22 protein-coding genes and 1 pseudogene are annotated in these 21,663 nt (G+C 74.0%); 8 read left to right on the forward strand and 15 right to left on the reverse strand.

Annotated elements, in window-relative coordinates:
- Positions 1–99: 99 nt before the first annotated feature.
- From AB3388_RS26320 to AB3388_RS26345, 6 genes are all read right to left on the reverse strand, one after another.
- On the reverse strand, positions 100–2,187 hold the full coding sequence (locus tag AB3388_RS26320) for a HelD family protein (protein ID WP_495408293.1): 2,088 nt from the start codon (positions 2,185–2,187) through the stop codon (positions 100–102).
- A gap of 35 nt (positions 2,188–2,222) precedes the next feature.
- Positions 2,223–2,909, reverse strand: a complete 687-nt coding sequence (locus AB3388_RS26325; RefSeq protein ID WP_495408294.1) for an acVLRF1 family peptidyl-tRNA hydrolase — start codon at positions 2,907–2,909, stop codon at positions 2,223–2,225.
- 90 nt (positions 2,910–2,999) lie between these two features.
- Positions 3,000–3,407 carry a rhodanese-like domain-containing protein gene (locus AB3388_RS26330; protein WP_495408295.1) on the reverse strand — a complete coding sequence of 136 codons (408 nt, stop codon included), beginning with the start codon at positions 3,405–3,407 and terminating at the stop codon, positions 3,000–3,002.
- Positions 3,404–3,979 (reverse strand): cysteine dioxygenase, encoded by a 576-nt coding sequence (locus AB3388_RS26335; RefSeq protein ID WP_495408296.1) that lies wholly within the window; start codon positions 3,977–3,979, stop codon positions 3,404–3,406. Before AB3388_RS26335 ends, AB3388_RS26330 begins: the two co-directional genes overlap by 4 nt.
- Positions 3,980–4,189: 210 nt before the next feature.
- Positions 4,190–5,404, reverse strand: a complete 1,215-nt coding sequence (locus AB3388_RS26340; RefSeq protein ID WP_495408297.1) for an MFS transporter — start codon at positions 5,402–5,404, stop codon at positions 4,190–4,192.
- Positions 5,405–5,606: 202 nt separating this feature from the next.
- Positions 5,607–7,424 (reverse strand): phosphoenolpyruvate carboxykinase (GTP), encoded by a 1,818-nt coding sequence (locus AB3388_RS26345; RefSeq protein ID WP_495408298.1) that lies wholly within the window; start codon positions 7,422–7,424, stop codon positions 5,607–5,609.
- A 188-nt stretch (positions 7,425–7,612) separates the two neighbouring features.
- Between AB3388_RS26345 and AB3388_RS26350 the strand changes: the two genes are divergently transcribed.
- Complete coding sequence (locus AB3388_RS26350; protein WP_495408299.1) at positions 7,613–8,791, forward strand: NADH:flavin oxidoreductase/NADH oxidase; 1,179 nt, start codon at positions 7,613–7,615, stop codon at positions 8,789–8,791.
- A gap of 31 nt (positions 8,792–8,822) precedes the next feature.
- Here the strand turns inward: AB3388_RS26350 and AB3388_RS26355 are convergent, their stop codons facing one another.
- Entirely contained in the window at positions 8,823–9,329 is a 507-nt protein-coding gene (locus AB3388_RS26355) for an SRPBCC family protein (RefSeq protein WP_495408300.1), read from the reverse strand.
- A complete protein-coding gene (locus AB3388_RS26360; RefSeq protein ID WP_495408301.1) occupies positions 9,326–9,673 on the reverse strand; it encodes an ArsR/SmtB family transcription factor in 348 nt (115 codons plus the stop codon). The genes AB3388_RS26355 and AB3388_RS26360 overlap by 4 nt, the downstream gene beginning before the upstream one ends.
- A 54-nt stretch (positions 9,674–9,727) precedes the next feature.
- On the opposite strand from AB3388_RS26360, the gene AB3388_RS26365 reads away from it, so the two are divergent.
- On the forward strand, positions 9,728–9,880 hold the full coding sequence (locus AB3388_RS26365) for a hypothetical protein (protein WP_495408302.1): 153 nt from the start codon (positions 9,728–9,730) through the stop codon (positions 9,878–9,880).
- Here the strand turns inward: AB3388_RS26365 and AB3388_RS26370 are convergent.
- Genes AB3388_RS26370 through AB3388_RS26380 form a run of 3 tightly spaced genes read right to left on the reverse strand, consistent with a single transcriptional unit; the run spans position 9,877 to position 12,064 of the window.
- Positions 9,877–10,569: a DsbA family oxidoreductase gene (locus tag AB3388_RS26370; protein ID WP_495408303.1), complete on the reverse strand. Its 693-nt coding sequence runs from the start codon at positions 10,567–10,569 to the stop codon at positions 9,877–9,879. The two genes, AB3388_RS26365 and AB3388_RS26370, sit on opposite strands and share 4 nt — an antisense overlap.
- A 28-nt stretch (positions 10,570–10,597) precedes the next feature.
- Complete coding sequence (locus AB3388_RS26375; protein ID WP_495408304.1) at positions 10,598–11,644, reverse strand: cation diffusion facilitator family transporter; 1,047 nt, start codon at positions 11,642–11,644, stop codon at positions 10,598–10,600.
- Between the two features lie 42 nt (positions 11,645–11,686).
- The gene (locus AB3388_RS26380; protein ID WP_495408305.1) at positions 11,687–12,064 is read right to left on the reverse strand and encodes an FKBP-type peptidyl-prolyl cis-trans isomerase; all 378 of its coding nucleotides are present in this window, start codon (positions 12,062–12,064) and stop codon (positions 11,687–11,689) included.
- A gap of 92 nt (positions 12,065–12,156) precedes the next feature.
- On the opposite strand from AB3388_RS26380, the gene AB3388_RS26385 reads away from it, so the two are divergent.
- A complete protein-coding gene (locus tag AB3388_RS26385; RefSeq protein ID WP_495408306.1) occupies positions 12,157–12,537 on the forward strand; it encodes a VOC family protein in 381 nt (126 codons plus the stop codon).
- A gap of 44 nt (positions 12,538–12,581) precedes the next feature.
- On the opposite strand, the gene ggh is transcribed toward AB3388_RS26385, so the two are convergent.
- From ggh to AB3388_RS26400, 3 genes are read right to left on the reverse strand one after another with little or no spacing between them, the layout of a single operon-like run.
- Positions 12,582–13,967 carry a glucosylglycerate hydrolase gene (gene ggh, locus AB3388_RS26390; RefSeq protein WP_495408307.1) on the reverse strand — a complete coding sequence of 462 codons (1,386 nt, stop codon included), beginning with the start codon at positions 13,965–13,967 and terminating at the stop codon, positions 12,582–12,584.
- Positions 13,964–14,776, reverse strand: a complete 813-nt coding sequence (locus tag AB3388_RS26395; protein ID WP_495408308.1) for a TIM barrel protein — start codon at positions 14,774–14,776, stop codon at positions 13,964–13,966. Before AB3388_RS26395 ends, ggh begins: the two co-directional genes overlap by 4 nt.
- Positions 14,773–15,849, reverse strand: coding sequence for a zinc-dependent alcohol dehydrogenase (locus AB3388_RS26400; RefSeq protein ID WP_495408309.1), 1,077 nt, complete (start codon positions 15,847–15,849; stop codon positions 14,773–14,775). The genes AB3388_RS26395 and AB3388_RS26400 overlap by 4 nt, the downstream gene beginning before the upstream one ends.
- 298 nt (positions 15,850–16,147) lie before the next feature.
- Between AB3388_RS26400 and AB3388_RS26405 the strand changes: the two genes are divergently transcribed.
- The 5 genes and pseudogenes from AB3388_RS26405 (at position 16,148) to AB3388_RS26425 (ending at position 20,679) form a co-directional block, all read left to right on the forward strand.
- Positions 16,148–17,551, forward strand: a complete 1,404-nt coding sequence (locus AB3388_RS26405; protein ID WP_495408310.1) for an ABC transporter substrate-binding protein — start codon at positions 16,148–16,150, stop codon at positions 17,549–17,551.
- A gap of 8 nt (positions 17,552–17,559) precedes the next feature.
- Positions 17,560–18,537 (forward strand): carbohydrate ABC transporter permease, encoded by a 978-nt coding sequence (locus AB3388_RS26410; protein ID WP_495408311.1) that lies wholly within the window; start codon positions 17,560–17,562, stop codon positions 18,535–18,537.
- Positions 18,537–19,484, forward strand: coding sequence for a carbohydrate ABC transporter permease (locus AB3388_RS26415; protein WP_495408312.1), 948 nt, complete (start codon positions 18,537–18,539; stop codon positions 19,482–19,484). Before AB3388_RS26410 ends, AB3388_RS26415 begins: the two co-directional genes overlap by 1 nt.
- A gap of 4 nt (positions 19,485–19,488) precedes the next feature.
- A pseudogene (locus tag AB3388_RS26420) lies at positions 19,489–19,623 on the forward strand (winged helix-turn-helix transcriptional regulator); the annotation flags it as partial.
- A gap of 78 nt (positions 19,624–19,701) precedes the next feature.
- Positions 19,702–20,679, forward strand: coding sequence for an ROK family protein (locus AB3388_RS26425; protein ID WP_495408313.1), 978 nt, complete (start codon positions 19,702–19,704; stop codon positions 20,677–20,679).
- Here AB3388_RS26425 and AB3388_RS26430 read toward each other — a convergent pair.
- Positions 20,676–21,659, reverse strand: a complete 984-nt coding sequence (locus AB3388_RS26430) for a Gfo/Idh/MocA family protein (RefSeq protein WP_495408314.1) — start codon at positions 21,657–21,659, stop codon at positions 20,676–20,678. The genes AB3388_RS26425 and AB3388_RS26430 overlap by 4 nt on opposite strands.
- Between the last annotated feature and the right edge of the window lie 4 nt (positions 21,660–21,663).

The raw sequence follows: 21,663 nt of genomic DNA on the forward strand, positions 1-21,663 counted from the left end.
CTCTTCCCGCGCGGTGTCACACCTCAACAGAGAACGGTCAGATCCACAACCACCCTCGCCGCATCGAGATGCAGTTGCGGCCCTCTGCAAGGCCCTCCTTCAGGCGGCGAGCTCGGCCGGGAGATCCCCGCGGTGGAGGACGACGAGGGTGCTCACCGCCCGCGTGAGGACAACGTAGAGCCGGTGCAGGCCGCGCGGCTCGGCGGCGACGATCGCGCCCGGGTCCACGACGACGACCGCGTCGAACTCCAGCCCCTTGACCAGCGACGCCGGCACCACCGCGATCCGGGCCGCGGCCTCGCCGTCGTCGCTGAGCGGGGCGGCGGGCAGGCCGGCGTCCTCGAGCAGCCGCACCACCTCGGCGACGTCGGCGTCCGCGCAGATCACCCCGATCGAACCCTCCCCGGCGGCCAGCTCCCCGACCACCTCCCGCACCGGCCCGGCGAGCGTGGCGACGGGGTGCACGGTGAGCGAGCCGGGGTCGCGGCGGACCGCGGTCGCGGCCGGCAGTCCCGGCGCGATGGCCGGCAGCAGCCGGTTCGCGAAGTCGAGGACCTCCCCGGGCACGCGGTAACCCCGGGTGAGCGGGCGGACGGCGGCGCCCGGCCGGCCCAGCCCGTCGAGGGTGCGCCCCCAGTCGGCCGACGACCACGGGCTGGTCGCCTGGGCGAGGTCGCCGAGCACGGTCAGCGAGCCGGCCGCCAGCCGCCGGGCGATCGCGCGGCACTGCATCGGGGAGAGGTCCTGCGCCTCGTCGACGACGACGTGCCCGTAGCCGGCGGTCCGCTCGATCAGGCCGGCGGCCTCGTCCACGAGGACGGCGTCGGCCTCGGTCCACGGCGCCGTCCGCACCGAGCGCGGCGCCGTCGGCCAGCGCAGGGCCGCCTGCTCGTCGTCGTCCAGCAGGCCGCGCGCGGCGCGGGCCAGCCGCTGCGGCTCGGTGTAGACCGCGAACACCAGCCCCGCGGCGTCCCACGCCGGCCACACGTCGTCGCAGAAGGCTCGGACCTCGGCGCTGCGCGCCGCCCGCCGCGTCTCGGCGTCGGTGGGACTGCCGCCGGCGAGCTCCTTCTGCCGCCGCGCGTCCTCGGCCAGCGTCATGGCCAGCCGCTCGCGTCCGGCGGCGTAGTGCAGCAGCTGCTGGTCGTCGGTGACCTGCCCGCGGCGGCGCAGGTCGTCGACGTAGCGCTTGAGCCGCTCGACCGGCACCCGGTACTTCCGGCCGGTCAGCGGCACCTGGATCGAGTCGGCCGGCTTGACGATGCCGCCCCACAGCGCCCGGCGCAGCACCTCGGCCAGCCTGGCGTCGCCCTTGAGGACGGCGACCGCCGGCTCGTCGACGGCGCGCACCGGGACGCGAGCGGTGAGCTCCGCCACCGTCGTCTGCTCGACGTCCACCTCGCCGAGGGTCGGCAGCACCTGCTCGATGTAGCGCAGGAACGCCCGGTTCGGCCCGACGACGAGGACGCCGGTGCGCGCGAGCTGCCCGCCGTGCGTGTAGAGGAGATAGGCCGCGCGGTGCAGCCCGACCGCCGTCTTGCCGGTGCCCGGGGCGCCCTGCACGCAGATCGACTCGGCCAGCGGCGCGCGCACGATGTCGTCCTGGTCGGGCTGGATGGTGGCGACGATGTCGCGCATGGGGCCGCTGCGGGGGCGCTCGATCTCCTCGAGCAGCAGTGGAAGGACCCCGCTGCCCCCAACCGCTCGCGAGCTCGCGGCGGGACCCTGCAGCGGGGCCGAATGCTCGTCGCCGGCGCGGAGGAGTTCGTCCTCGAAGCTGGTCAGCTCCCCGCCCGAGAAGCCGAACCGGCGCCGGCGCACCAGGCCCTGCGGATCGGCGGCGCTGGCCTGGTAGAACGGCCGGCTCATCGGCGCGCGCCAGTCGATGACCACCGGATCGCCGGCGGCGTCGCGGACGTGCCGGCGGCCGATGTGGAAGGCCTCGGTGCCGGTGTCGGTGCGGCCGAAGAAGGCCGGCACGCCGGGGTCGGCCGCGAGGTGGCGCAGCCGCTCGGCCCGGGCGGCGCCGAGGCGCTCGGAGGCCCAGGCGTCGACGCCGGCGTCGGTGACGGCGTGCGCGGCGCTGCGCATCTCGGTCAGGCAGTCGGCCGCGCGGGCCAGATGGGCACGCTCGGCGGTGAGGACGGGATCGGGGGCGGTGGTCGTCTCGCTGCGTGCGGAGGACACGGTCGGAGGACGTTACGCCACATTGCTCCGTCGGCCTACCGGGCTTTCGGTACGGAAAGCCCCGGATCTCCCGGCTCCACGAGGTGGACGGCGACGGCGCGGAACTGCTGGGGCGTGGTCAGCAGCACCGCCTTCGTCGGGTCGCCGACCTCGAGCGCGGGCTCCCGGCGCAGCCCGGCCAGCGGCGCCAGGCGTGGGTCGGCCAGGACGGCGTCGACGAGGCCGCGGTCGCCGCCGGTGAACAGCCCCTCGACCGACCCGGCGTGCGGCAGCAGCACCCGGACGGCGGTGTCGACGGCGGCGGCCACCACGGCGTCGGTCTGGTTGGCCCGCCGGCGGGCGAAGCGCTGCTGCGACCAGCCGCCGGCCGCCGTCCGGCCCTGCACCAGCCGGGCGTCGACCTTGGAGACGACCAGGTTCGCGCCGTCGAACACGCCCACCGCCCAGCGGCCGCGGCGCACCAGGAGCACCGCCGCGCGCCGCGACCGACGGGCAGCCGCCGTGAAGCCGCTGAGCAGGGCCGGCCCCGGCGTCCAGTCGAACGGCGCCCGGAGCGTGAGGGCCGTGCCGTCGGCGCAGGTGATCCGGACGGCGCCGTCGGCCGCGGCCACCTCCGTGAAGGAGCCGTGCCGGTCGGCGACGCCGTCCAGCCACTTCCCGAGCCGCTCGGGGGCGACCCCGAGCAGGCGGCCGCCGCCGGCGGCGGGGCGAGGGCGGCTCACGTGTCCTCCTCGCTGGCGCTCGTCGGCCACGTTCGCAGTGGCTGCTGTGCTTCCGCGTGACCTCGCAGGCTCGGTCACGTCCCGAGCATGTCAGCCCGTCGTCGGCAGCCCGGCGGCCCGCCAGGCGACGAAGCCCCCGATGACGTCGGTCGCGCGGGCCAGCCCGAGCGAGCGCAGCGCGTCCGCGGCCAGGCTGGAGGTGTACCCCTCGTTGCACAGCACGATGACGTCGACGTCGTAGCCGGTCGCCTCGGGCAGCCGGGCGTCCGACAGCGGGTCGAACCGCCACTCCAGCACGTTGCGCTCGACGATCAGCGCGCCGGGCACCTCGCCCTCGACCGCGCGCTGGGCGGCCGGGCGGATGTCGACCAGCAACGCGCCGCGGGCGACGCGGGCGGCCGCCTCCTCGGGGGTCAGGCGGACCAGCCGGCTGCGCGCGTCGGCCAGCAGCTCGTCGATCGACCGGGCGCCGGCCGGCCGCTCCAGGGCGAGCGTCACCAGTCCACCCCCGCCCGCTCGGTGCCGGTGCGGATCAGGCCGGCGTCGTCCACCCGGTAGGTGTTCATGACGGTCAGCCGCGGCGCGTAGACGTGGACGCTCACCGCCGGCTCGGCGTGCTGGTTGGTCACCTGGTGGACGTAGTGCGCGCCGAAGAACCGCAGCCGCCCGGCGGGCAGCCCGGTCCCGGTCTCGCGCGGGCGGCCGGGGCCGCCGGTGTGGACCACCCGCTCGGTGAGCGTGCCGCGCGCGACCGCGAACGCGCCGGCGGAGCGGCCGTGGTCGTGCAGCGGCGTGCCCTGGCCGGACAGCCAGGTCAGCAGCCAGATCTGGGCGCCGGCGAGCTCGGCGTGCAGGGACTCGTCGAGGAACGGGCGGACGTCGTCGGGCTCGAGCAGCGCCGTCCACCGGGAGCCCTCCTGGAAGCGGACCAGCGGCTCCCAGAGGTCGGTGCGGACGGCGAGGGCGACGGCGAGCGCGGCGGAGCCGGTCGGCCGGGTCGCGGCGACGGCGACGAGCGGCGCGATCCGGGGGTCGGCGAGCACAGCAGGGGACAGTTCGGCCAGAGACATGCGGGAGGAGGTTCCTTCGAGAAGAGGGCCGCGACGGCGGCCGGGGGTCGTGAGGAGGAGGACGCTCAGCGACCCGGACACAGCGCGCTGGCCACCCGCACCAGGTCCACGTCGGACCGGCGGTGGAGCAGGAGCGTGCGCGTCACGCCCCTGACTGAACCAGGCGACAACAATCCCGTCAAATACGACCGGGTTAGTAGGGTTGGCGTGTCAGGCGGCGAGCGCCGGCTCCACCGCGTGTTCCGCGGGCACGTGCAGCAGCCGCTGGAACACCCCTACGGCGACGGCCGCGAGCCCCGCCGAGGCGGTGGCCACCAGGAAGGCGGCGTTGGCGCCGGCCAGGTCCACGATCTTGCCGGCCACCGAGGCGCCGACGGCCACGCCCAGGCCGAGGGCGGTGCCGATCCAGGTGAACGCCTCGGTCACCGCGGCCCGCGGCACCAGCAGCTCGGCGAGGGTGAACGAGCTGATCAGGGACGGCGAGACGGCGACGCCGGCCACCACGACGAACGGGATCATCACCCAGATCTCGTCGATGACCAGCAGCGGGACGCTGAGCAGACTCAGCAGCACGAGGACGACGAGCAGCCGGCGCCGCAGCGGTTGCCGCCAGTGCACCGCGCCCCAGCCGATGCCGCTGGCCATCGACCCGACGGCGAGACCGGCGATGAGCACGCCGGACAGCGACACGGCGTCCACCTCGTCGGCGAAGGCCACGAGCGCGATCTCCAGCGTGCCGAGGATCGCGCCGACGGCCGCCCCCACCACGAACAGCACCCGGAGCCCCGGCGTCCGCATGGCCGACGGCCCCGTGCGGCTCTCGTGCCCGCCGGGCGGCGGCTCGGTGCGGTGCTGGGCGGCGAACAGCAGGCTGCCGACGACGGCGAGGGTGAAGGCGGTGACGACGCCGGAGGTGGCGTGGCCGGTCGTGGACAGGAACGTCACCAACACCGGGCCGACGATGAAGACGAACTCGTCGACGACCGACTCCATGGCCAGCGCGGTGGGCAACCGGTGGCTGCCGCGCAGCAGGTGGGTCCAGCGGACCCGGATCATCGAGGAGACCGGCGGGATGCAGGCGCCCGCGATGCCGGCGGAGAGGAACACGATCCAGCCCGGCCAGTCCCTCTTCACCGCCGGGAGGAAGACGCAGCCGGCCGCGACGAAGACGCCGAGCACGGGCAGCAGCACCCGGCGCTGGCCGAGCGTGTCGGCCAGCCGGCCGATCACCGGTCCGGCCAGGGCCGTGGTGACCGCCCCGACCGCGGCGACGGCGCCGCCGAAGCCGTAGGAGCCGGTCTCCGAGGCGACGAGCAGAACGCAGCCGAGCCCCACCATCGACAGCGGCAGCCGGCCGACGAACGCGGCCAGCACCATGGGCAGCGCGTGCGGGGTGCGCAGCACGTGCAGGTAGGGATTGGCCACGGGCGGGGAAGCCTCCGTCGGAGGTGGGTGATCCGCCGTCACGCTAACCGACCAGATCGTTCAGCGGCGCATCGGACGTGCCGACGACGCGCCCGGACCCGAGGTCTGGGATCAGGTGGCCTGATCGCAACGGGTCCTGGCTCACGGTGCACCGTGAGCCAGGACCCGTTGCGGTGAGCTCAGCTGATCGTGGCGGCAGCCGCTAGCCGTCCAGGCGGTGCTTGAGGATCTCCAGCTCGTCCCACATCGTGCTGGGCAGCTTGTCGCCGAACTTCTCGAACCATTCGGTGATCTGCGGGATCTCGGCCTGCCACTCGGCGGTGTCGACGGCGAGGGCCTTCTCCACCTGCTCGGCGGTCATGTCCAGCCCCGAGACGTCGAGCGACGCCGCGGTCGGGACGTGCCCGATGGCGGTCTCCTCGGCGGCCGCGGTGCCCTCGAGGCGCTCGATGACCCACTTGAGGACGCGGCTGTTCTCGCCGAAGCCCGGCCACAGGAAGCTGCCGTCGTCGTCCCGGCGGAACCAGTTGACGTAGAAGATGCGCGGCAGCTTGGTCGCGTCGTGCGCCTTGCCGGTCTCCACCCAGTGCCGGAAGTAGTCGCCGGCGTTGTAACCGATGAAGGGCAGCATCGCGAACGGGTCGCGGCGGACGACGCCGACCGCGCCGGTGGCCGCGGCGGTGGTCTCCGACGACAGCGTCGCGCCCATGAACACGCCGTGGTTCCAGTCCCGGGCCTCGGTGACCAGCGGGATCGTGGTCTTGCGGCGGCCGCCGAAGAGGATCGCCGAGATCGGCACGCCCTTCGGGTCGTCGTACTCCGGCGCGAGGATCGGGCACTGCGTGATGGGCGTGCAGAAGCGGCTGTTCGGGTGGCTGGAGGGCTCGTCGCTCTCCGGCGTCCAGTCCCGGCCCTTCCAGTCGGTGAGGTGGGCCGGCGGCTCGTCGGTCATGCCCTCCCACCAGATGTCGCCGTCGTCGGTGAGGGCGACGTTGGTGAACACCGAGTTGCCCTGCTCGATCGTGCGCATCGCGTTCGGGTTGGTGTCCCAGCCGGTGCCCGGCGCGACGCCGAACAGGCCGTACTCGGGGTTGAGCGCGTAGAGCCGGCCGTCCTCGCCGAAGCGCATCCAGGCGATGTCGTCGCCCAGGGTCTCGACCTTCCAGCCGGGGACGGTCGGCTCGAGCATGGCGAGGTTGGTCTTGCCGCAGGCGCTCGGGAAGGCGGCCGCGATGTAGTACGTCTTCTGCTGCGGGCTGGTCAGCTTGAGGATCAGCATGTGCTCGGCGAGCCAGCCCTCGTCGCGGGCCATGACCGAGGCGATCCGCAGCGAGTAGCACTTCTTGCCCAGCAGCGCGTTGCCGCCGTAGCCGGAGCCGTAGGACCAGATCATCCGCTCCTCGGGGAACTGGACGATGTACTTGGTCTGGCTGCACGGCCACGGGACGTCGTCCTGGCCCGGCTCGAGCGGGGCGCCGACGGAGTGCATGGCCGGGACGAAGTCGACGTCGTCCCCCATCGCCTCGAGGATCCGGCTGCCGATCCGCGCCATCACGCGCATCGAGACGACGACGTACTCGGAGTCGGTGAGCTCGACCCCGAACATCGGGTTCTCGGCCTCGACCGGGCCCATGCAGAACGGGATGACGTACATGGTCCGGCCGCGCATGCACCCGCGGTACAGCTCGGTCATGACCGACTTCATCTCGCCCGGGTCCATCCAGTTGTTGGTGGGACCGGCGTCGGCCTCGTCGACCGAGCAGATGAACGTGCGGTCCTCGACCCGGGCGACGTCGCTGGGGTCGGAGGCGGCCCAGAAGGAGTTGGGCTTCTGCTCCAGCCGGCGGAAGGTGCCGGCGTCGACCAGGTGCTGGGTGAGCCGCTCGTACTCCTCCTCGCTGCCGTCGACCCACACGACCTGGTCGGGCGTGGTCAGCTCGGCCATCTCCCGCACCCACGCCAGCAGCCGGGCATGCGTGGTGGGTGCGTTGTCGAGGCCGGGGGTGGCCACTGAAGTCACGGCGTCTCCATCCATCTGGGTACGGCGGGGCTGGCTTCCGGACGACGACGCGGCTCAGCGCGGCAGAGATCCGGATCACGGAAGGCTACAAGGCCGCTACGGCTGTGTAACCGTGAGAGATGTTACGTATAGGACGTCTTGTCACCGGGACGGAAGACCCTGGCGGACGGCGGCGTTCACCACATCCCGTGACGTCCCTCGCGCTGTTCCAGCCCCTGACCGTCCGCGGCCGCACGCTGCCCAACCGCCTGGTCGTCGCGCCGATGTGCCAGTACTCCGTGCGGGACGGGCTCGTCGGGGACTACCACCTCGTGCACCTGGGCCGGTTCGCGCTCGGCGGGTTCGGGCTCGTGGTCGTGGAGGCCACCGCGGTCACCCGGGACGGGCGGATCAGCCACGGGGACGTCGGCCTGTGGTCCGACGAGCACGTCCCCGGCCTGGCGCGGATCGCCGACTTCCTGCACGCCCAGGGATCACTGGCCGGCATCCAGCTGGGGCACGCGGGGGCCAAGGGCAGCAGCCGGCGGCCCTGGGAGGGCGGCGGGCCGCTGACCTCCGAGAACACCCTGGCCGGGGAGCCGCCGTGGCAGACGGTGTCGGCCAGCGCGGTCGCGGCCGTGCCGGACGGCCCGCTGCCGCACGCGCTGACCGTCGACGAGCTGCACGAGCTGCGCGAGGAGTTCGCCGCGGCGACCCGCCGCGCGGTGACCGCCGGGTTCGACGTCCTCGAAGTGCACGCCGCGCACGGCTACCTGCTGCACCAGTTCCTCTCCCCGCTGTCCAACCGGCGCGACGACGGCTACGGCGGTTCGCTCGAGGGGCGGATGCGCTTCCCGCTGGAGGTGGTGGAGGCCGTGCGCGCGGCGTGGCCGGAGGACCGCCCGCTGTTCGTGCGCGTCTCGGCCGTCGACGGCTCGCGCGAGGGCCTCACCATCGAGGACGCCGTGGCGCTGGCCCGCGAGCTGAAGACCCGCGGTGTGGACGTCGTGGACGTCTCCGGCGGCGGGGTCGGGGGCGGGTGGCAGCACCCGCTGGGTTACGGCTACCAGGTGCCCTACGCCGCGCGGATCCGGGCGGAGGCCGGGACGGCCACGATGGCGGTGGGCCTGATCGTCGACGCGCGGCAGGCCGAGTCGATCGTCGCCGGCGGCCAGGCGGACCTGGTCGCGCTCGCGCGCGAGGCGCAGGACGACCCGAACTTCGCCCTCCACGCCGCGCGGGAGCTGACCGGCGGCTCGTTCGACGCGTACCCAGTGCAGGCCGGGCCGCGGCTCGCCGGGCGGGCGCGGCTGCTCGACCGGCTGGGTCCGTGGACCGGGCCGGATCCCGTGCAGGTGGAGCCGCCGCGGGAGCGGCGCCCGGCCTAGCGCCCGCCGCGGCGACGGCCGTCCCGGGGGATCAGGCGCGCTCGGGGGCGTAGCCCGGGCCCACCTCGGCGACGAAGTCGTCCCACTCGGCCGGCTTCGGGCGGCCGGTCAGCTCGGAATCGAGCCGGTCCAGGTACCAGTGCCAGCCCATCGCGATGTCGGCGGCGCCCTCGTCGGTGGGGAGGACCTGGGTGAACACGAGCACGGTGCGGCCGTCCTCGACCGTCAGGTCGAGCTCGACGCGCCACGACATCGGCTCCGTCCACTGCAGGACCAGGCGTCGCGGCGGATCGCACTCGACGATGGTCAGGGGCGACTCGAACGCCTCGGCCTCGGCCGTCATCGTGAACGTGCCCTGGGCGCCGGATCCCTGGGGGCCGGCGTAGTGGCCGATCCAGCGGGTGGTCCGCTCCGGCTCGGTGAGCGCGGACCAGACGTCCTCGATCGGGTCGGGCCAGGAGCGGCGGAACACCAGCCGCCGGCCGCCGCCGGGCTCGGGGGTGACGACGCCGCGGCGGTCGTCGGGGCTGTCGGTCATGCGCGGTCTCCGCTCGGTCGAGCCCGCCGGCCGCGGGCGATCTCGGTGTCCAGGGCGTCCAGTCGCTGCGCCCACAGGTCCCGGTAGGGCTCCAGCCAGGCGTCCAGCTCGCGCAGCGGTCCCGGGTCGAGCGCGTAGAGCCGCCGCCGTCCGTCGGTGCGGGCGCGGACCAGGCCCGCCTCCCGGAGCACGCGCAGGTGGCGGCTGATCGCCGGACGGCTCACCGGGAAGCGGCCGGCCAGGTCGCCCGCGGCGATCTCGCCGGCGGACAGGAGCGCGAGGAGCTCCCGCCGAGTGGGGTCCGCGAGGGCGGCCAGCGCCTGCACGACAGATAGGTAACACATCGGTTACGCGTCCGCCAGCGGTTGACCTCGGGCGGGGCAGGGAATGCGGCGGACATGACGGTCACCGATCCCGACGTCCCGGATCCGCTGAACGACCCCCGCACGCTGCAGGCCGACCCCGGCGCCGTCGCCGAGGGCGAGGACCTCGCCTCGACGGAGGACGACGCGGTCGCCACGGGCGAGGACGAGCTGGAAGCGGAGGGTTAGACGGCGCAGTTGTCGCCTTCGCAGCCGTCGGCGTCCGGCACCGTGAGCAGCGGGTGGGCATCGGCCCAGGCGCGCTCGAGGACCTGCAGCAGCAGCTCGGCCGGCTGGGCGCCGGCGGCGCCGTACTGACGGTCGACGACGAAGAAGGGGACGCCGGTCGCACCGAGCGCCTGCGCGGTCGCGGCGTCCTGCCGGACGGCGGCCAGGTAGCGGCGATCGGCCAGGGCCGCGCGGACCTCGATCTCGTCCAGGCCGACCTCGACGGCGAGCGGCACGAGGTCGTCGACGGAGAACACCGTCCGGCCCTCCTCGAAGTGCGCGTGCAGCAGCCGCTCCTTCATCTCGCCACCCTTGCCCCGCTCGGCGGCCAGGTGGAGGAGCTCGTGCGCGAGCAGGGTGTTGCCGCTGACCCCGTTGGCCAGGTCGTACCGCAGGCCCTCACCGGCGGCCATCTCCTCGACCCGGGACTGCATGGCCCGCATCTCCTCGACCGAGCGGCCGTACTTCTCGGCCAGCGCCGGCAGCGTCGGGAAGGTCGCGCCCTCGGGGATCGTCGGGTCCAGCTGGAACGAGCGCCAGACGACCTCGACCTGGTCGCGGTGCGGGAACCGCTCCAGGGCGGTCTCCAGGCGCCGCTTGCCGATGTAGCACCAGGGGCACACGACGTCGGACCACACCTCGATCTGCATGTTCGGATGAACCTTCAACCACCCGTCGTCATTCCGGCTCCGGGCGGTGCGCCTCGGCCTGGGCGGCGCCGTCCGCCGTGGTGGGGTCGAGGAAGACGTAGCGGACCCCTTCATGACGGGCGACCAGCCGGCGCTCGGCCTCGTCGGCGGTCCGCTCGATGTCGTCGGCGGTGGCGTCGTCGGCGAAGTCGACCTTGGCGGCGACGACGAGCTGGCCGGGGCCGATGACCGAGGTGATGAGGACGGGGACGTCGTCCACGTGCGGGAGCGCGGTGATCTCGCTCCGCAGCTCCTCCTCGATCCGCGGCGACGCCGCCTGCCCGATGAGCAGGGACAGGTTGGCCCGGCCCAGGGAGATCGCCACGGCCAGCAGCAGGAGACCGATGACGATCGCCGCTATGCCGTCGTAGACCGGCTCGCCGGTCAGGTGCTCGAGGAAGAGACCGAGCGCGGCCACGACGAGCCCGATGAGAGCGGCGGTGTCCTCGAACGTGACCGCCTTGACCGTGGTGTCCGTCGTCGCGGACAGGTACCGGCCGGGGCTGACCTGCCACTTGCGCGCCGCGCCGCGGACCTGGCGGACCGCCTTCAGCCACGACGCCCCCTCCAGCACGAACGAGACCGCCAGGACGATGTAGGAGACGAGCGGGGAGCCCTGCTCCTCGCCGTGGATGATCGTGCTGACGCCCTGCCACACCGAGAACCCGGCGCCGAGGACGAAGGTGCACAGGGAGGCCAGGAAGGCCCAGAAGTACGTCTCGCGGCCGTAGCCGAACGGGTGCCGGTCGTCGGCCGGCCTGTTGCCGCGCTTGAGCGCGATGAACAGCAGGACCTCGGTGATCGTGTCCGCGACCGAGTGCGCCGACTCCGACAGCATCGCCGAGGAGTGGCTGATCAGGCCGCCGATGAACTTGGCGATCGCGATCCCGAGGTTCGCCAGGCCGGCGACGACGACGGTGCCGGTGCTCTCCCCGCCGCTGTCGTGCTCGGGCGCGCCGACGTCCCCGGCGGTCCCGGGGACCGGCGGCCCGGGGGTCGACGCGGAGTCCTCTGCGGTCACCCGGGACTGGCCCATGGCGCCGTCGGTGCCCCGTCCGGCGCCGGCTGAACCGCGCGGCTACCGGACGCCGACGAGATCCACGACGAAGACGAGGGTCGCGCCCGGCTTGATGACGCCGCCGGCGCCGCGCTCGCCGTAGGCCTTGTGCGGCGGGATGGTCAGCCGGCGGCGGCCGCCCACCTTCATGCCGGTGATGCCCTCGTCCCAGCCCTGGATGACCATGCCGACGCCGAGCCGGAACTCCAGCGGGTCCCCGCGGTCCCAGGAGGCGTCGAACTGCTCGCCGCCGTCGTGGGTGACGCCGACGTAGTGGGCGCTCACCAGGCTCCCCGGGGTGGCCTCCGGGCCGTCGCCGACGACCAGGTCCTCGATCACGAGGTCGGCCGGGGCGGGGCCGGTCGGCGGGTCGACGTCCGGTCGGGTCAGCTCGGCCACGGTGCTCCCTCCTGCTCCCGGGGCGGTCCCGGCGCGATGCCCATCCAAGCAGCGGGTCCACCGGAGCGCTCGGCCCGCTACGGTCGGCGCCCGTGATCGACCACTTCGCGCTGCAGGTCGCCGACGTCGACGCGGCGGCCGCCTTCTACGTCCGCGTGTTCGCCCCGCTCGGTGTCCGGGAGGCGATGCGCCACGGCAGCAGGGACGGCGTGGTCGTCGGCCTCTGCGGTCCGGACGGGTACCCGCACCTGTGGCTGGGCGGGCTGGTGGACACCGGCACGCGGCCGGTGCACCTGGCGCTGCGGGCGCCGTCCCGCGAGGCGGTCGACGAGGTGTTCGGCCTGGCCAGGGACGCCGGCGCGGAGATCCTGCACGAGCCGCGGATCTGGCCCGAGTACCACCCGGGCTACTACGGCGTCTTCTTCCGCGACCCCGACGGCAACAACGTCGAGGCGGTGCACCACGCCCGCTGAGCGGGGTGGATCCGTGGGCGTGACGCCCACGGATCCACGCCGCGTCAGGTGAGCAGCAGGTCGAGGGCGGCCGCGGCGGTCCAGGACTGGTGGGCGCTGCCCAGCGGCTCGCCGGTGAGCGGCTCGTAGTACTCGGCGAGCGAGCCCTCGGCGAGCTGGTCCAGCGACGCCCGGCGCAGCGGCGCGGCCAGGTCGGCCCGGCCGCGCTGCTCCAGCATCCAGACGAACAGCCAGTTGATCACCGGCCAGCTGGGGCCCCGCCAGTACGCCCGCGCCCGGAAGTCCGGGGACGCCGGGCTCGTCGTCGGCAGGACGGCGTGCCGCAGGGCGGGGTGCGCGGTCCAGCGCTCGGAGCGCAGCAGCGCCACCATCGCCCGCTCCGCCGGCTCGTCGAGGCCGCCGCAGAGCAGCGGCGCGAACCCGGCCACCGTCTCCACCCGCAACGGCTCCCCGGTGCGCAGGTCGGTGTCCAGCGCCAGCCCGAGGTCGGCATCGACCGCCCCGGCCACGCCGGCCCGGAAGCGTGCCGCGTGCTCCTCGAGCTCGGCGACCTCGTCCGCACCCAGCGCCCGGGCGATCCGGGCCAGGGCCGCGCTCGCCGCTGCGAAGATCGCCGACATGAAGACGTCGGTGGTCAGGTAGCTGGCGGTCGCGCGGATGCGGACGTCGTCGTAGCCGGCCTTCTTCAGCTCCTCGACGCTGGTCAGGTAGCGGTCGTACTCCAGCTGGGTCGGCCGCTGGCGGGTGTCGGTGACGATCCGCGTGTCCCGCCGCTGGTAGGGCGGCAGGTCCGCCGGGACGACGACGCGCGAGTACGGCCCGTCCCACCGCGGGGAGTTGTCCATCCCGCCCTCCCAGCCGTGGTACACGGTGAGCAGGCCGGCGCCCTCCGGATCGCGCGCGCCGGCGAGGTAGCGGTGCCAGGCCAGCAGCCGGCAGTAGGCCCCGGGCAGCCACTCGCGCACCGCGGCCGCCGCCGCGGGGCCGTGGCTCTCGGCGATGGCGACGATGCGCTCCACCGCGAGCGCGTGCACCGGCGGCTGGCAGATGCCGCTGGTGCGGGGCGCGTCGGGGGCGTCGTCGCTGGCCTCGGCGCAGCCCCAGCGGTCCGGGCCGGGGAAGTAGTCGGGCTCGTCGGGGTCGAAGACGATGTGCGGCAGCATGCCGGTGCGCCACTGCCCGCTGAACAGGTGGTCCAGCTCCTCGCACGCCCGGCGCGGGTCCAGGTGCGCGATGCCGACCGAGACGAACGCGGCGTCCCAGCTCCACTGGTGCGGGTAGAGGTGTGGGGCGGCGCGGGTCATCGACCCGGCGCTGTTGGCGCGCAGCGCGTAGGCGGCACGGGCCGCCAGCTCGGCGCCGGACAGGCCGGTCTCGAGCCCCTCCGGGGCGAAGCCTGCCCAGTCGAGCGAGACGTCGGTGGTGCTCATGCCGCGGCCCTCCGCACGGGCAGCGCCCGGAGCATCGACGTGGCGCGGGGCAGCACGCGGGCGGCGTCACCGGAGAGGCGGCACTCGAAGGCCAGCCAGCCGTCGTAGCCGATCGCGTCCAGGCACCGGAGCAGCGCCGCCCAGTCCAGGTGCCCCGCCCCGGGCTCCAGGCGGTTGCTGTCGGAGAGCTGCACGTGACCGAGCCGGTCGGCGATGCCGCGCAGCGCCGCCAGCGGGTCGGCCTCCTCGATGTTCATGTGATAGGTGTCGGCACCGACGGCCACGCTCTGCAGGCCCGTGGCCTCGGCCAGCTCCGCCGCCTGCGCCAGCGTGTTGACCATGTGGTCCTCGTAGCGGTTCAGCGGCTCGAGCAGCAGCAGGGTGCCGGCCCGCTCGGCGACCTCGCCCAGCCGGTGCAGCGCGTCGAGCAGCACCTCGCGGTCCTCCTCCGGGGACCGGGGCGGGGTGAACGGCGGCAGCCGCCGGGAGAACATCCCCCACGACGCCGGCGTCATCGCGCCGACCCCGCCGAGCGCCCCGATCACCTCGAGCTGGCCGGCCATGTTCGCCAGCGCGTCGGCCCGCCGGTCGGCGTCGAAGTCGCCGATGAAGTGGTCCATCTCCACGCAGACGGTGGGCAGGACGACGCCGTCCCGCTGGGCGGCGCGCAGCTCGGGCAGCCGCGCGCGGAGGGCGTGGCCGGCCTGCCCGCGCAGCTCGATCCCGTCGAAGCCCCAGCCCAGCGCGGTCTCCCACTTGGCCTGCATCGTGCTCCCGGGGAGCACCTGTTCCTGGACGGCCAGCCTCACGACGCACGCTCCTCGGCATCGTCGAGGCGCTGGACCGACCGGAAGTCCAGCACCATCTCCAGAGTCGCGGCCGGGTCCTCGTCGAGGAGGCGGTAGGCCTGGACGACGTCGTCGCACGGCACCACGTGGGAGATCAGCCGCGTCACGTCGACCTTGCCCTCGAGGACCAGGCCCATGAACACGCGGTGCAGCCGCTCGGGCGTCCACCGGCCGGCCAACGCCGTCGGCACGCCCCCGATCTGGGAGGCGACGATCTGGATGCGGTTGTGGTGGAACTCCTCGCCGAGGTGCAGCCCCGCGCCCTCACCCTGGTAGAAGCCGGACGCGACGACCCGGCCGCCGGGCGCGGTGGACCGCACCGCCTCGTGCAGCGCCCGGTAGGAGCCGCTGAGCTCGATCGTGACGTCGGCGCCATCGGGCGCGACCCGCCGCACGGCCTCGGCGACCGTGACCGTGTCGTCGGCCGCGTCCAGGGCCAGCGTCGCTCCGGACCGCAGGGCCAGCTCCCGGCGGGGAGCGAGGGTGTCGACGGCGATCACCCGCGCGCCGGACAGCGCGGCCATGCGGGTGGCGAGCAGCCCGATCACGCCTTGGCCGAAGATGACGACCGTCTCGCCGAGGTGCAGGTCGGCGGCGAGGACGGCGTTGAGCGCGATGGCGCCCCCCCGGGCGAACACCCCGACGATCGGCTCGGTTCCCGGCGGGATCTGCCGGCCGGCGAGCGACTGCGCGGGCAGGACGGCCTCGCTGCGGTGGCCCCAGATGCCGTAGACGACGTCCCCGACCCGCAGCCCCGACGCGGCGGCCTCGGCGTCGGCGACCTCGACCACCTCACCGACCTCGCTGTAGCCCCAGCCGGTGACCGGGTAGTCGAAGCTGCTGCCACCGGCGGTGAACAGCCGCTGCGCCGGGTCCCACTGCTTGGTCAGGTAGACGTTGGAGCCGCGGTAGGCGGTCATCTCCGTACCGGACGAGATGCCCGAGTAGAGCGTGCGCACCCGCACGGTCCCGGGCTCGAGGACGGGTACCTCCTCGGCCACCAGGGCCACGCTGCGCGGCCCCGTGAAGCTCACCGCCAGAGGAGGCGGCGCTGCGGGCGCCGGACGCAGGAGCACTCCTGTCGTGCTGTGGATCGGGGTCGGGGTCGGCAGCACGGCTGCTGCGACCGGAGTGCTCACGATCGAGCTTCCTTCTCGTCGGTTCCGCCGCATGGGAGTCATATCGGCCGGTTCGCCGACCACTTTACGCCGAGTTGACAGGCATAAATGACCAACGGGCCGTCATAATCCAACTGTGACCGGCATCACCCGCGGCGGCCCGCTACTGTTCCGGAACGCGGCACAGGAGCGGCTGACTCCGAGGAGATGCCTGATGAGCGCGATGCAGCGACGGGTCCGGGCAGCGGTGGCGGTGATCGGTGCGTCGGCACTGATCGCGGCCTGCGGATCGGACGACTCCGGCGGGGGCGGCGGCGGGGACGGCGACGCGCTCGTCGTCTGGACGCTGGAGAACCTCCCCGACCGGGTCGCCGCCCAGGAGCAGATCGCCGCGGAGTTCACCAAGGAGACGGGCATCGACGTCGATCTGGTCGCGATCGACGAGAACCAGTTCAACCAGCTGCTCACCTCGTCGGCCGCCGCCGGCGAGCTGCCCGACGTCGTGGGCGCCCTGCCGCTGTCGGGCGTGCAGGCGCTGGCGGCCAACGAGCTGATCGACTCCGACACCGCCGCCGCGGTGGTCGACGAGCTGGGCGCCGACACCTTCTCCGAGCGGGCGCTGGAGCTCACCCGCGACGGCGACACGCAGCTGGCCGTGCCCAGCGACGGGTGGGCGCAGCTGCTGATCTACCGCAAGGACCTCTTCGACGCCGCGGGACTGGCCGCACCCGACACCTACGACGCCATCCTGGCCGCGGCGAAGGCGCTGGACAGCCCGGAGGTGGCCGGCTTCACCGGGGCCACCGTGCCGAACGACGCCTTCACCGAGCAGACCTTCGAGCACATCGCCCTCGGCAACGGCTGCCAGATGGTGAACGCCGACGGCGAGATCACGATCGCCAGCGACCAGTGCGTGGCCGCGTTCGACTTCTACAACCAGCTGATCAGCCAGTACTCGGTGTCGGGCGCCCAGGACGTCGACACCACCCGCGCCGCCTACTTCGCGGGGCAGGCGGCCATGGTGGTCTGGTCGTCGTTCATCCTCGACGAGATGGCCGGCCTGCGGAACGACGCCCTGCCGACCTGCCCGGAATGCGGCGCGGATCCGGCGTTCCTCGCCAAGAACAGCGGCGTGGTGACGGCGATCGCCGGCCCGGACGGCGACGAGGGCGCGCAGTTCGGCGAGGTCGTCTCCTGGGCCGTCACCGCCGACGCCCAGGCCGACGCCGCCCAGCAGTTCATCACGTACATGATGTCCGACGGGTACGAGGCCTGGATCGGCTTCTCGCCCGAGGGCAAGGTGCCGACCCGGAAGGGCACCGCCGACGAGCCGACCCGCTACATCGACGCCTGGTCCACTCTCCCGGCCGGCGTGGACACCAAGGCCCCGCTGTCCGACTTCTACTCGGCCGACGTCCTCGACGCCCTGAAGTCCAGCCCGGACACCATCTCCCCGTGGGGTATCCCCCAGGGGCAGGGCGCCCTCGTCGGGGCTGCCCTCGGTGAGCTCCCGGTGCCGCAGGCGATCGCGGCGATGACCGGGGGCGAGGTCACCCCGGAGGAGGCGGCCCAGCAGGCGGCCGACGCCCTGCAGGAGATCGCCGACTCGCTGGACTGAGAGGACAGATGACCGCTAGCGACAGCGGGCTGGCCGGCGGCCCGCTCGTCCCCATGGGGCAACCGGGCGGCCGCCGCCCGCGGGGAGTCCGGGTCCGTGGCGGCCACCAGTGGCGGGAGTCCCGGTTCGGGCTGGCGTTGATCTCGCCGACCGTCGTCCTCGTGCTGGTGCTCGTGGTGCTGCCGATCCTGTGGACGGTGCTGCTCGCCTTCCAGGACCTGCGGCTCATCCGGCTGCGCAGCGCGGGGCTGTTCGGGGACTTCACGCTCGACAACTTCGTCGACGTGTTCTCCTCCCCCGGCTTCTGGAGCGCGCTGACGACCACCCTGATCTACGCGTGCGGGGGGACGGCGGCGGCGATCGGGCTGGGCCTGGTCGCGGCGCTGGCGCTGCGCGGTCCGTTCAAGGGACGCACGTTCGTCCGGGCGTCGATGCTGCTGCCCTACGTGGCGCCGGTCGTGGCGGCCACGTTCGTGTGGGGCGTCATGCTCAACCCGCAGTTCGGCATCGTGAACGAGATCGGCACGGGCCTGCTCGGCTGGGACGAGCCGATCGCGTTCCTGTCCGAGCGGCCGTGGGCGCTGCTCACGGTCATCGTCTTCGAGATGTGGCGCTCGTTCCCGTTCGCCTTCCTCTTCCTGACCGCCCGCCTGCAGGCCGCGCCGGTCTCGCTGGAGGAGGCCGCCCGGGTCGACGGCGCGACGCCGACGCAGGTGTTCCGCCACGTCGTCTGGCCCCAGCTGCTGCCGACGATCGCGGTGCTGGCGCTGCTGCGCTTCATCTGGACGTTCAACAACTTCGACGACATCTACCTGCTGACCGGCGGCGGCGCCGGCACCGAGGTGATCAGCGTGCGGGTGTTCGACTACCTGGTCAGCCGCGGGGACATCGGGGCGGCGTCGGCGCAGGCGCTGGTCCTCGCCCTGATCCTGATGGTGCTGGTCACCGTCTACTACCGGTTCGCGGCCAAGGACGAGGTGGCCTGATGGCCGGCGTCGCGACGGTCCCGACCGACTCGGCCACCGCCTCCCCCGACCGGCCGGCGCGCCCGCCGCAGGGGCGGACCTGGTCGCGCTACCGGGTCGAGACGCGCGTGTTCGGCGTCCTGCGGTGGGTCGTGATCGTGGGGCTGATGCTGTTCACGCTCTTCCCCTTCTACTACATGGTGCTGCTCTCCTTCCGGGACCTGAGCGCGCTCGTGCAGAACCCCGACAAGCTGTGGCCGGCGCTCTCGGAGCTCACGCTCAGCACCTATCGCGAGGTGCTGGCCTCCACCGAGAACGGCGGGCAGGGGTTCCTGCAGTTCATGGCCAACAGCGGGCTGATCGCGCTCGGCACGGTCGCGGTCACGCTGGCCTTCGCGATCCTCGGCGCGTACGCGATCGCGCGGCTGCAGTTCCCCGGGCGGCGCAAGGTCAGCGTGCTGTTCCTCGCGGTCTACCTCTTCCCCGCGATCCTGCTCGCCGTCCCGCTGTTCGTCTTCTTCACCCGCATCGGGCTGCGCGGCAATCTGGGCGCGCTGGTGCTGGTGTACGTGTCGCAGACGGTGGCGGTGGCGATCTACACGCTGCGGAACTACTTCCAGACCGTGCCGGCCAGCATCGAGGAGGCGGCCGCGGTCGACGGCGCCAGCCGGTTCACCATCATGCGGAAGATCACCATCCCGCTGGCGATGCCGGCGATCCTGTCCAACGCGCTGTTCGTCTTCATGATCGCGTGGAACGAGTTCCTGTTCGCGCTGCTGTTCCTGGTCGAGAACCGGCCGCGGTGGACGGTCTCGCTGGGGCTGTCCCAGCTGGCGGGCAGCATCGAGATCCCGACCACCGTGCTCATGGCCGGCTCGGTGATCCTGACCCTGCCCATCGTGGTCCTATTCTTCGCCAGTGAGCGTCTGCTCACCGGCGGCCTGACCGCCGGGGCGGAGAAGGGGTGACGAACTGGGCGAGCGCGCCGGGCAGCTGCTCGATCTGATCCGCCGCGGGCGGGCCCGCACCCGCGGGGATCTCATCGAGCTCACCGGCCTGTCACGGTCCACCGTCGCGGCCCGCATCGACCTGCTGGTCGACGCCGGGTACCTGCGCGAGTCCGGCCGGGAGGCCTCGGTCCGCGGCCGCCCGGCGCAGCTGCTCAGCCTCGACGGCTCCGGCGGCGTGGTGCTCGCCGCCGACCTCGGCGCCGCGCACGCGACCCTGGCCGTCTGCGACCTCGCAGGGCAGCCGCTGGCCGAGACCTTCCACGACGACCTGCGGCTGGCCGACGGGCCCGATCCGGTCCTGAAGTGGATGGAGCAGCGCTGGGGCGAGATGCTCGCCGAGGCCGGGGTGGACCCGAGCCGGATCCTCGGCGTGGGCGTGGGCGTGCCGGGCCCGGTCGACGTGGCCAGCGGGCGGGTGGTGCAGCACACCGCCGTGATGCCGGGTTGGCAGGACTACCCGATCCGCGACCACCTCGAGCGGCAGTACGGCGTCACCTGCCTGGTGGACAACGACGCCAACGCCATGGCCTTCGGCGAGTTCCACACCGAGTGGCCGACCGCCTCGCCGCTGCTGTTCGTGAAGGTCGCGACCGGCATCGGCGCCGGCATGGTGGTCGACGGCGTCGTGCTGCGCGGCGCGGACAGCGGCGAGGGCGACATCGGGCACGTCCGGATCACCAGCGCCGAGGACGGCCCGCTGTGCGTCTGCGGGGCGCGCGGCTGCCTGGCGGCGTCGGCCAGCGGGCGGGCGCTGGCTCGCCGGCTGCGCGAGCTGGGCGTGGACGCCCCCGACAGCCGGTCGGTGGTGCAGCTGGCGCGGACCGGCCACGCCGAGGCCACCCGGCTCGTGCGCGAGGCCGGCCTGATGATCGGCGACGTCCTGGCGACGGCGGTCAGCCTGCTCAACCCTCGCATCCTGGCCCTCGGCGGCGACCTGGGGCTGGTGCAGGACCACTTCGTCGGCGCCGTCCGGGAGCGGCTCTACCAGCGCACCCAGCCCCAGGCGGCGCGGGGGCTGCGGGTGGTCGCCAGCAGTCTCGGCGACCGCGCGGGCGTGGTGGGGGCGGCGCGCTCGGCCCTCGAGGAGGTGCTGTCGGCGGAGGCGGTCGACCGCGCGCTCGCCGTCCGGGCGCAGCCGGTGGGCCGGCCCTAGCCGGGAGCCACCGGCACCCGCGCGCCCGACCGCGCGGACTCCAGCGCCGCCAGGGCCACGGCGAGCGAGGCCACGCCGTCCTCCCCGGTGGCGGTGGGACGGCCCACGCCGCGGACCGCCGCCTCGAAGGCGGCGATCGTGGCGACCCCGACCGGCGGGGCCTCCGGGAGCGCCACCGGCTCCTCCCCGGCCGGGGTCCGCAGGACCAGGCCCGAGGGCCGGCCGGGCTGCCGCCAGGCGCGCAGCGCGGCCTCCGATCCGAACACCTCCAGCGTGCTGTCGCCGTGCGGGGTGTCGAAGGAGCAGAGGAACGTGGCCAGCAGGCCGGCCGCCGTCGTCAGCACCCCGGCGAGGCGGGTCTCCGTCTCTCCGTCGGCCGGCGCGCCGGTGGCCTGGACGGCGACGAGGTCGTCGGCGAGGACGAACCGCAGCGTGTCCGCGTCGTGCACCAGCAGGTCGAGGGCCACGCCGCCGCCGGCCTCCCCGCGCAGCCGCCAGCGGCGCAGCTGCTCCGGCAGCAGGACGGCGGTGGCGGTCCGGGCGGCCAGCGGGGTGCCGAGGACGCCGGCCTGGACGACGTCCCGGGCGGCGTGCAGCGCGGGGTCGTTGCGCCGGCCGTGGTTGGTCGCGAGCACCACCCCGGCGCGGGCGGCGGCGTCGACCATGGCGCGGGCGTCGTCCAGGCTCAGGGCCAGCGGCTTCTCGCACAGGACGTGCCGGCCGGCCGCCGCGGCGGCGATCGCCTCCTCGGCGTGCCGGTCGTTGGTCGTGCTGACGTAGACGGCGTCGACCTCGGGATCGGCCAGCAGCGCGGGCAGGGTGTCGTACGCGCGGTCGATCCCGTGCGCCCTGGCGTAGGCGGCGCCGCGCTCCGCCGACCGGCTGTGGACGGCGACGACGCGGCTGCCGGCCCGGGCACGGATGCCGGGGATGATCGATCCCGCGGCGATGTCGCTGGCGCCGATCAGCCCCCACCGCACCCCG

It is taken from the genome of Geodermatophilus sp. SMS 5-13, from assembly GCF_059428245.1.

What these genes read in the sequence shown, in the direction of transcription:
- AB3388_RS26335 (WP_495408296.1), bottom strand. Translation starts at nt 3,979, where the DNA reads ATGTCTCTGGCCGAACTGTCCCCTGCTGTGCTCGCCGACCCCCGGATC.
- AB3388_RS26355 (WP_495408300.1), bottom strand. Translation starts at nt 9,329, where the DNA reads ATGACCGACAGCCCCGACGACCGCCGCGGCGTCGTCACCCCCGAGCCC.
- AB3388_RS26360 (WP_495408301.1), bottom strand. Translation starts at nt 9,673, where the DNA reads ATGTGTTACCTATCTGTCGTGCAGGCGCTGGCCGCCCTCGCGGACCCC.
- AB3388_RS26365 (WP_495408302.1), top strand. Translation starts at nt 9,728, where the DNA reads ATGACGGTCACCGATCCCGACGTCCCGGATCCGCTGAACGACCCCCGC.
- AB3388_RS26370 (WP_495408303.1), bottom strand. Translation starts at nt 10,569, where the DNA reads ATGCAGATCGAGGTGTGGTCCGACGTCGTGTGCCCCTGGTGCTACATC.
- AB3388_RS26375 (WP_495408304.1), bottom strand. Translation starts at nt 11,644, where the DNA reads ATGGGCCAGTCCCGGGTGACCGCAGAGGACTCCGCGTCGACCCCCGGG.
- ggh (WP_495408307.1), bottom strand. Translation starts at nt 13,967, where the DNA reads ATGAGCACCACCGACGTCTCGCTCGACTGGGCAGGCTTCGCCCCGGAG.
- AB3388_RS26405 (WP_495408310.1), top strand. Translation starts at nt 16,148, where the DNA reads ATGAGCGCGATGCAGCGACGGGTCCGGGCAGCGGTGGCGGTGATCGGT.
- AB3388_RS26410 (WP_495408311.1), top strand. Translation starts at nt 17,560, where the DNA reads ATGACCGCTAGCGACAGCGGGCTGGCCGGCGGCCCGCTCGTCCCCATG.
- AB3388_RS26415 (WP_495408312.1), top strand. Translation starts at nt 18,537, where the DNA reads ATGGCCGGCGTCGCGACGGTCCCGACCGACTCGGCCACCGCCTCCCCC.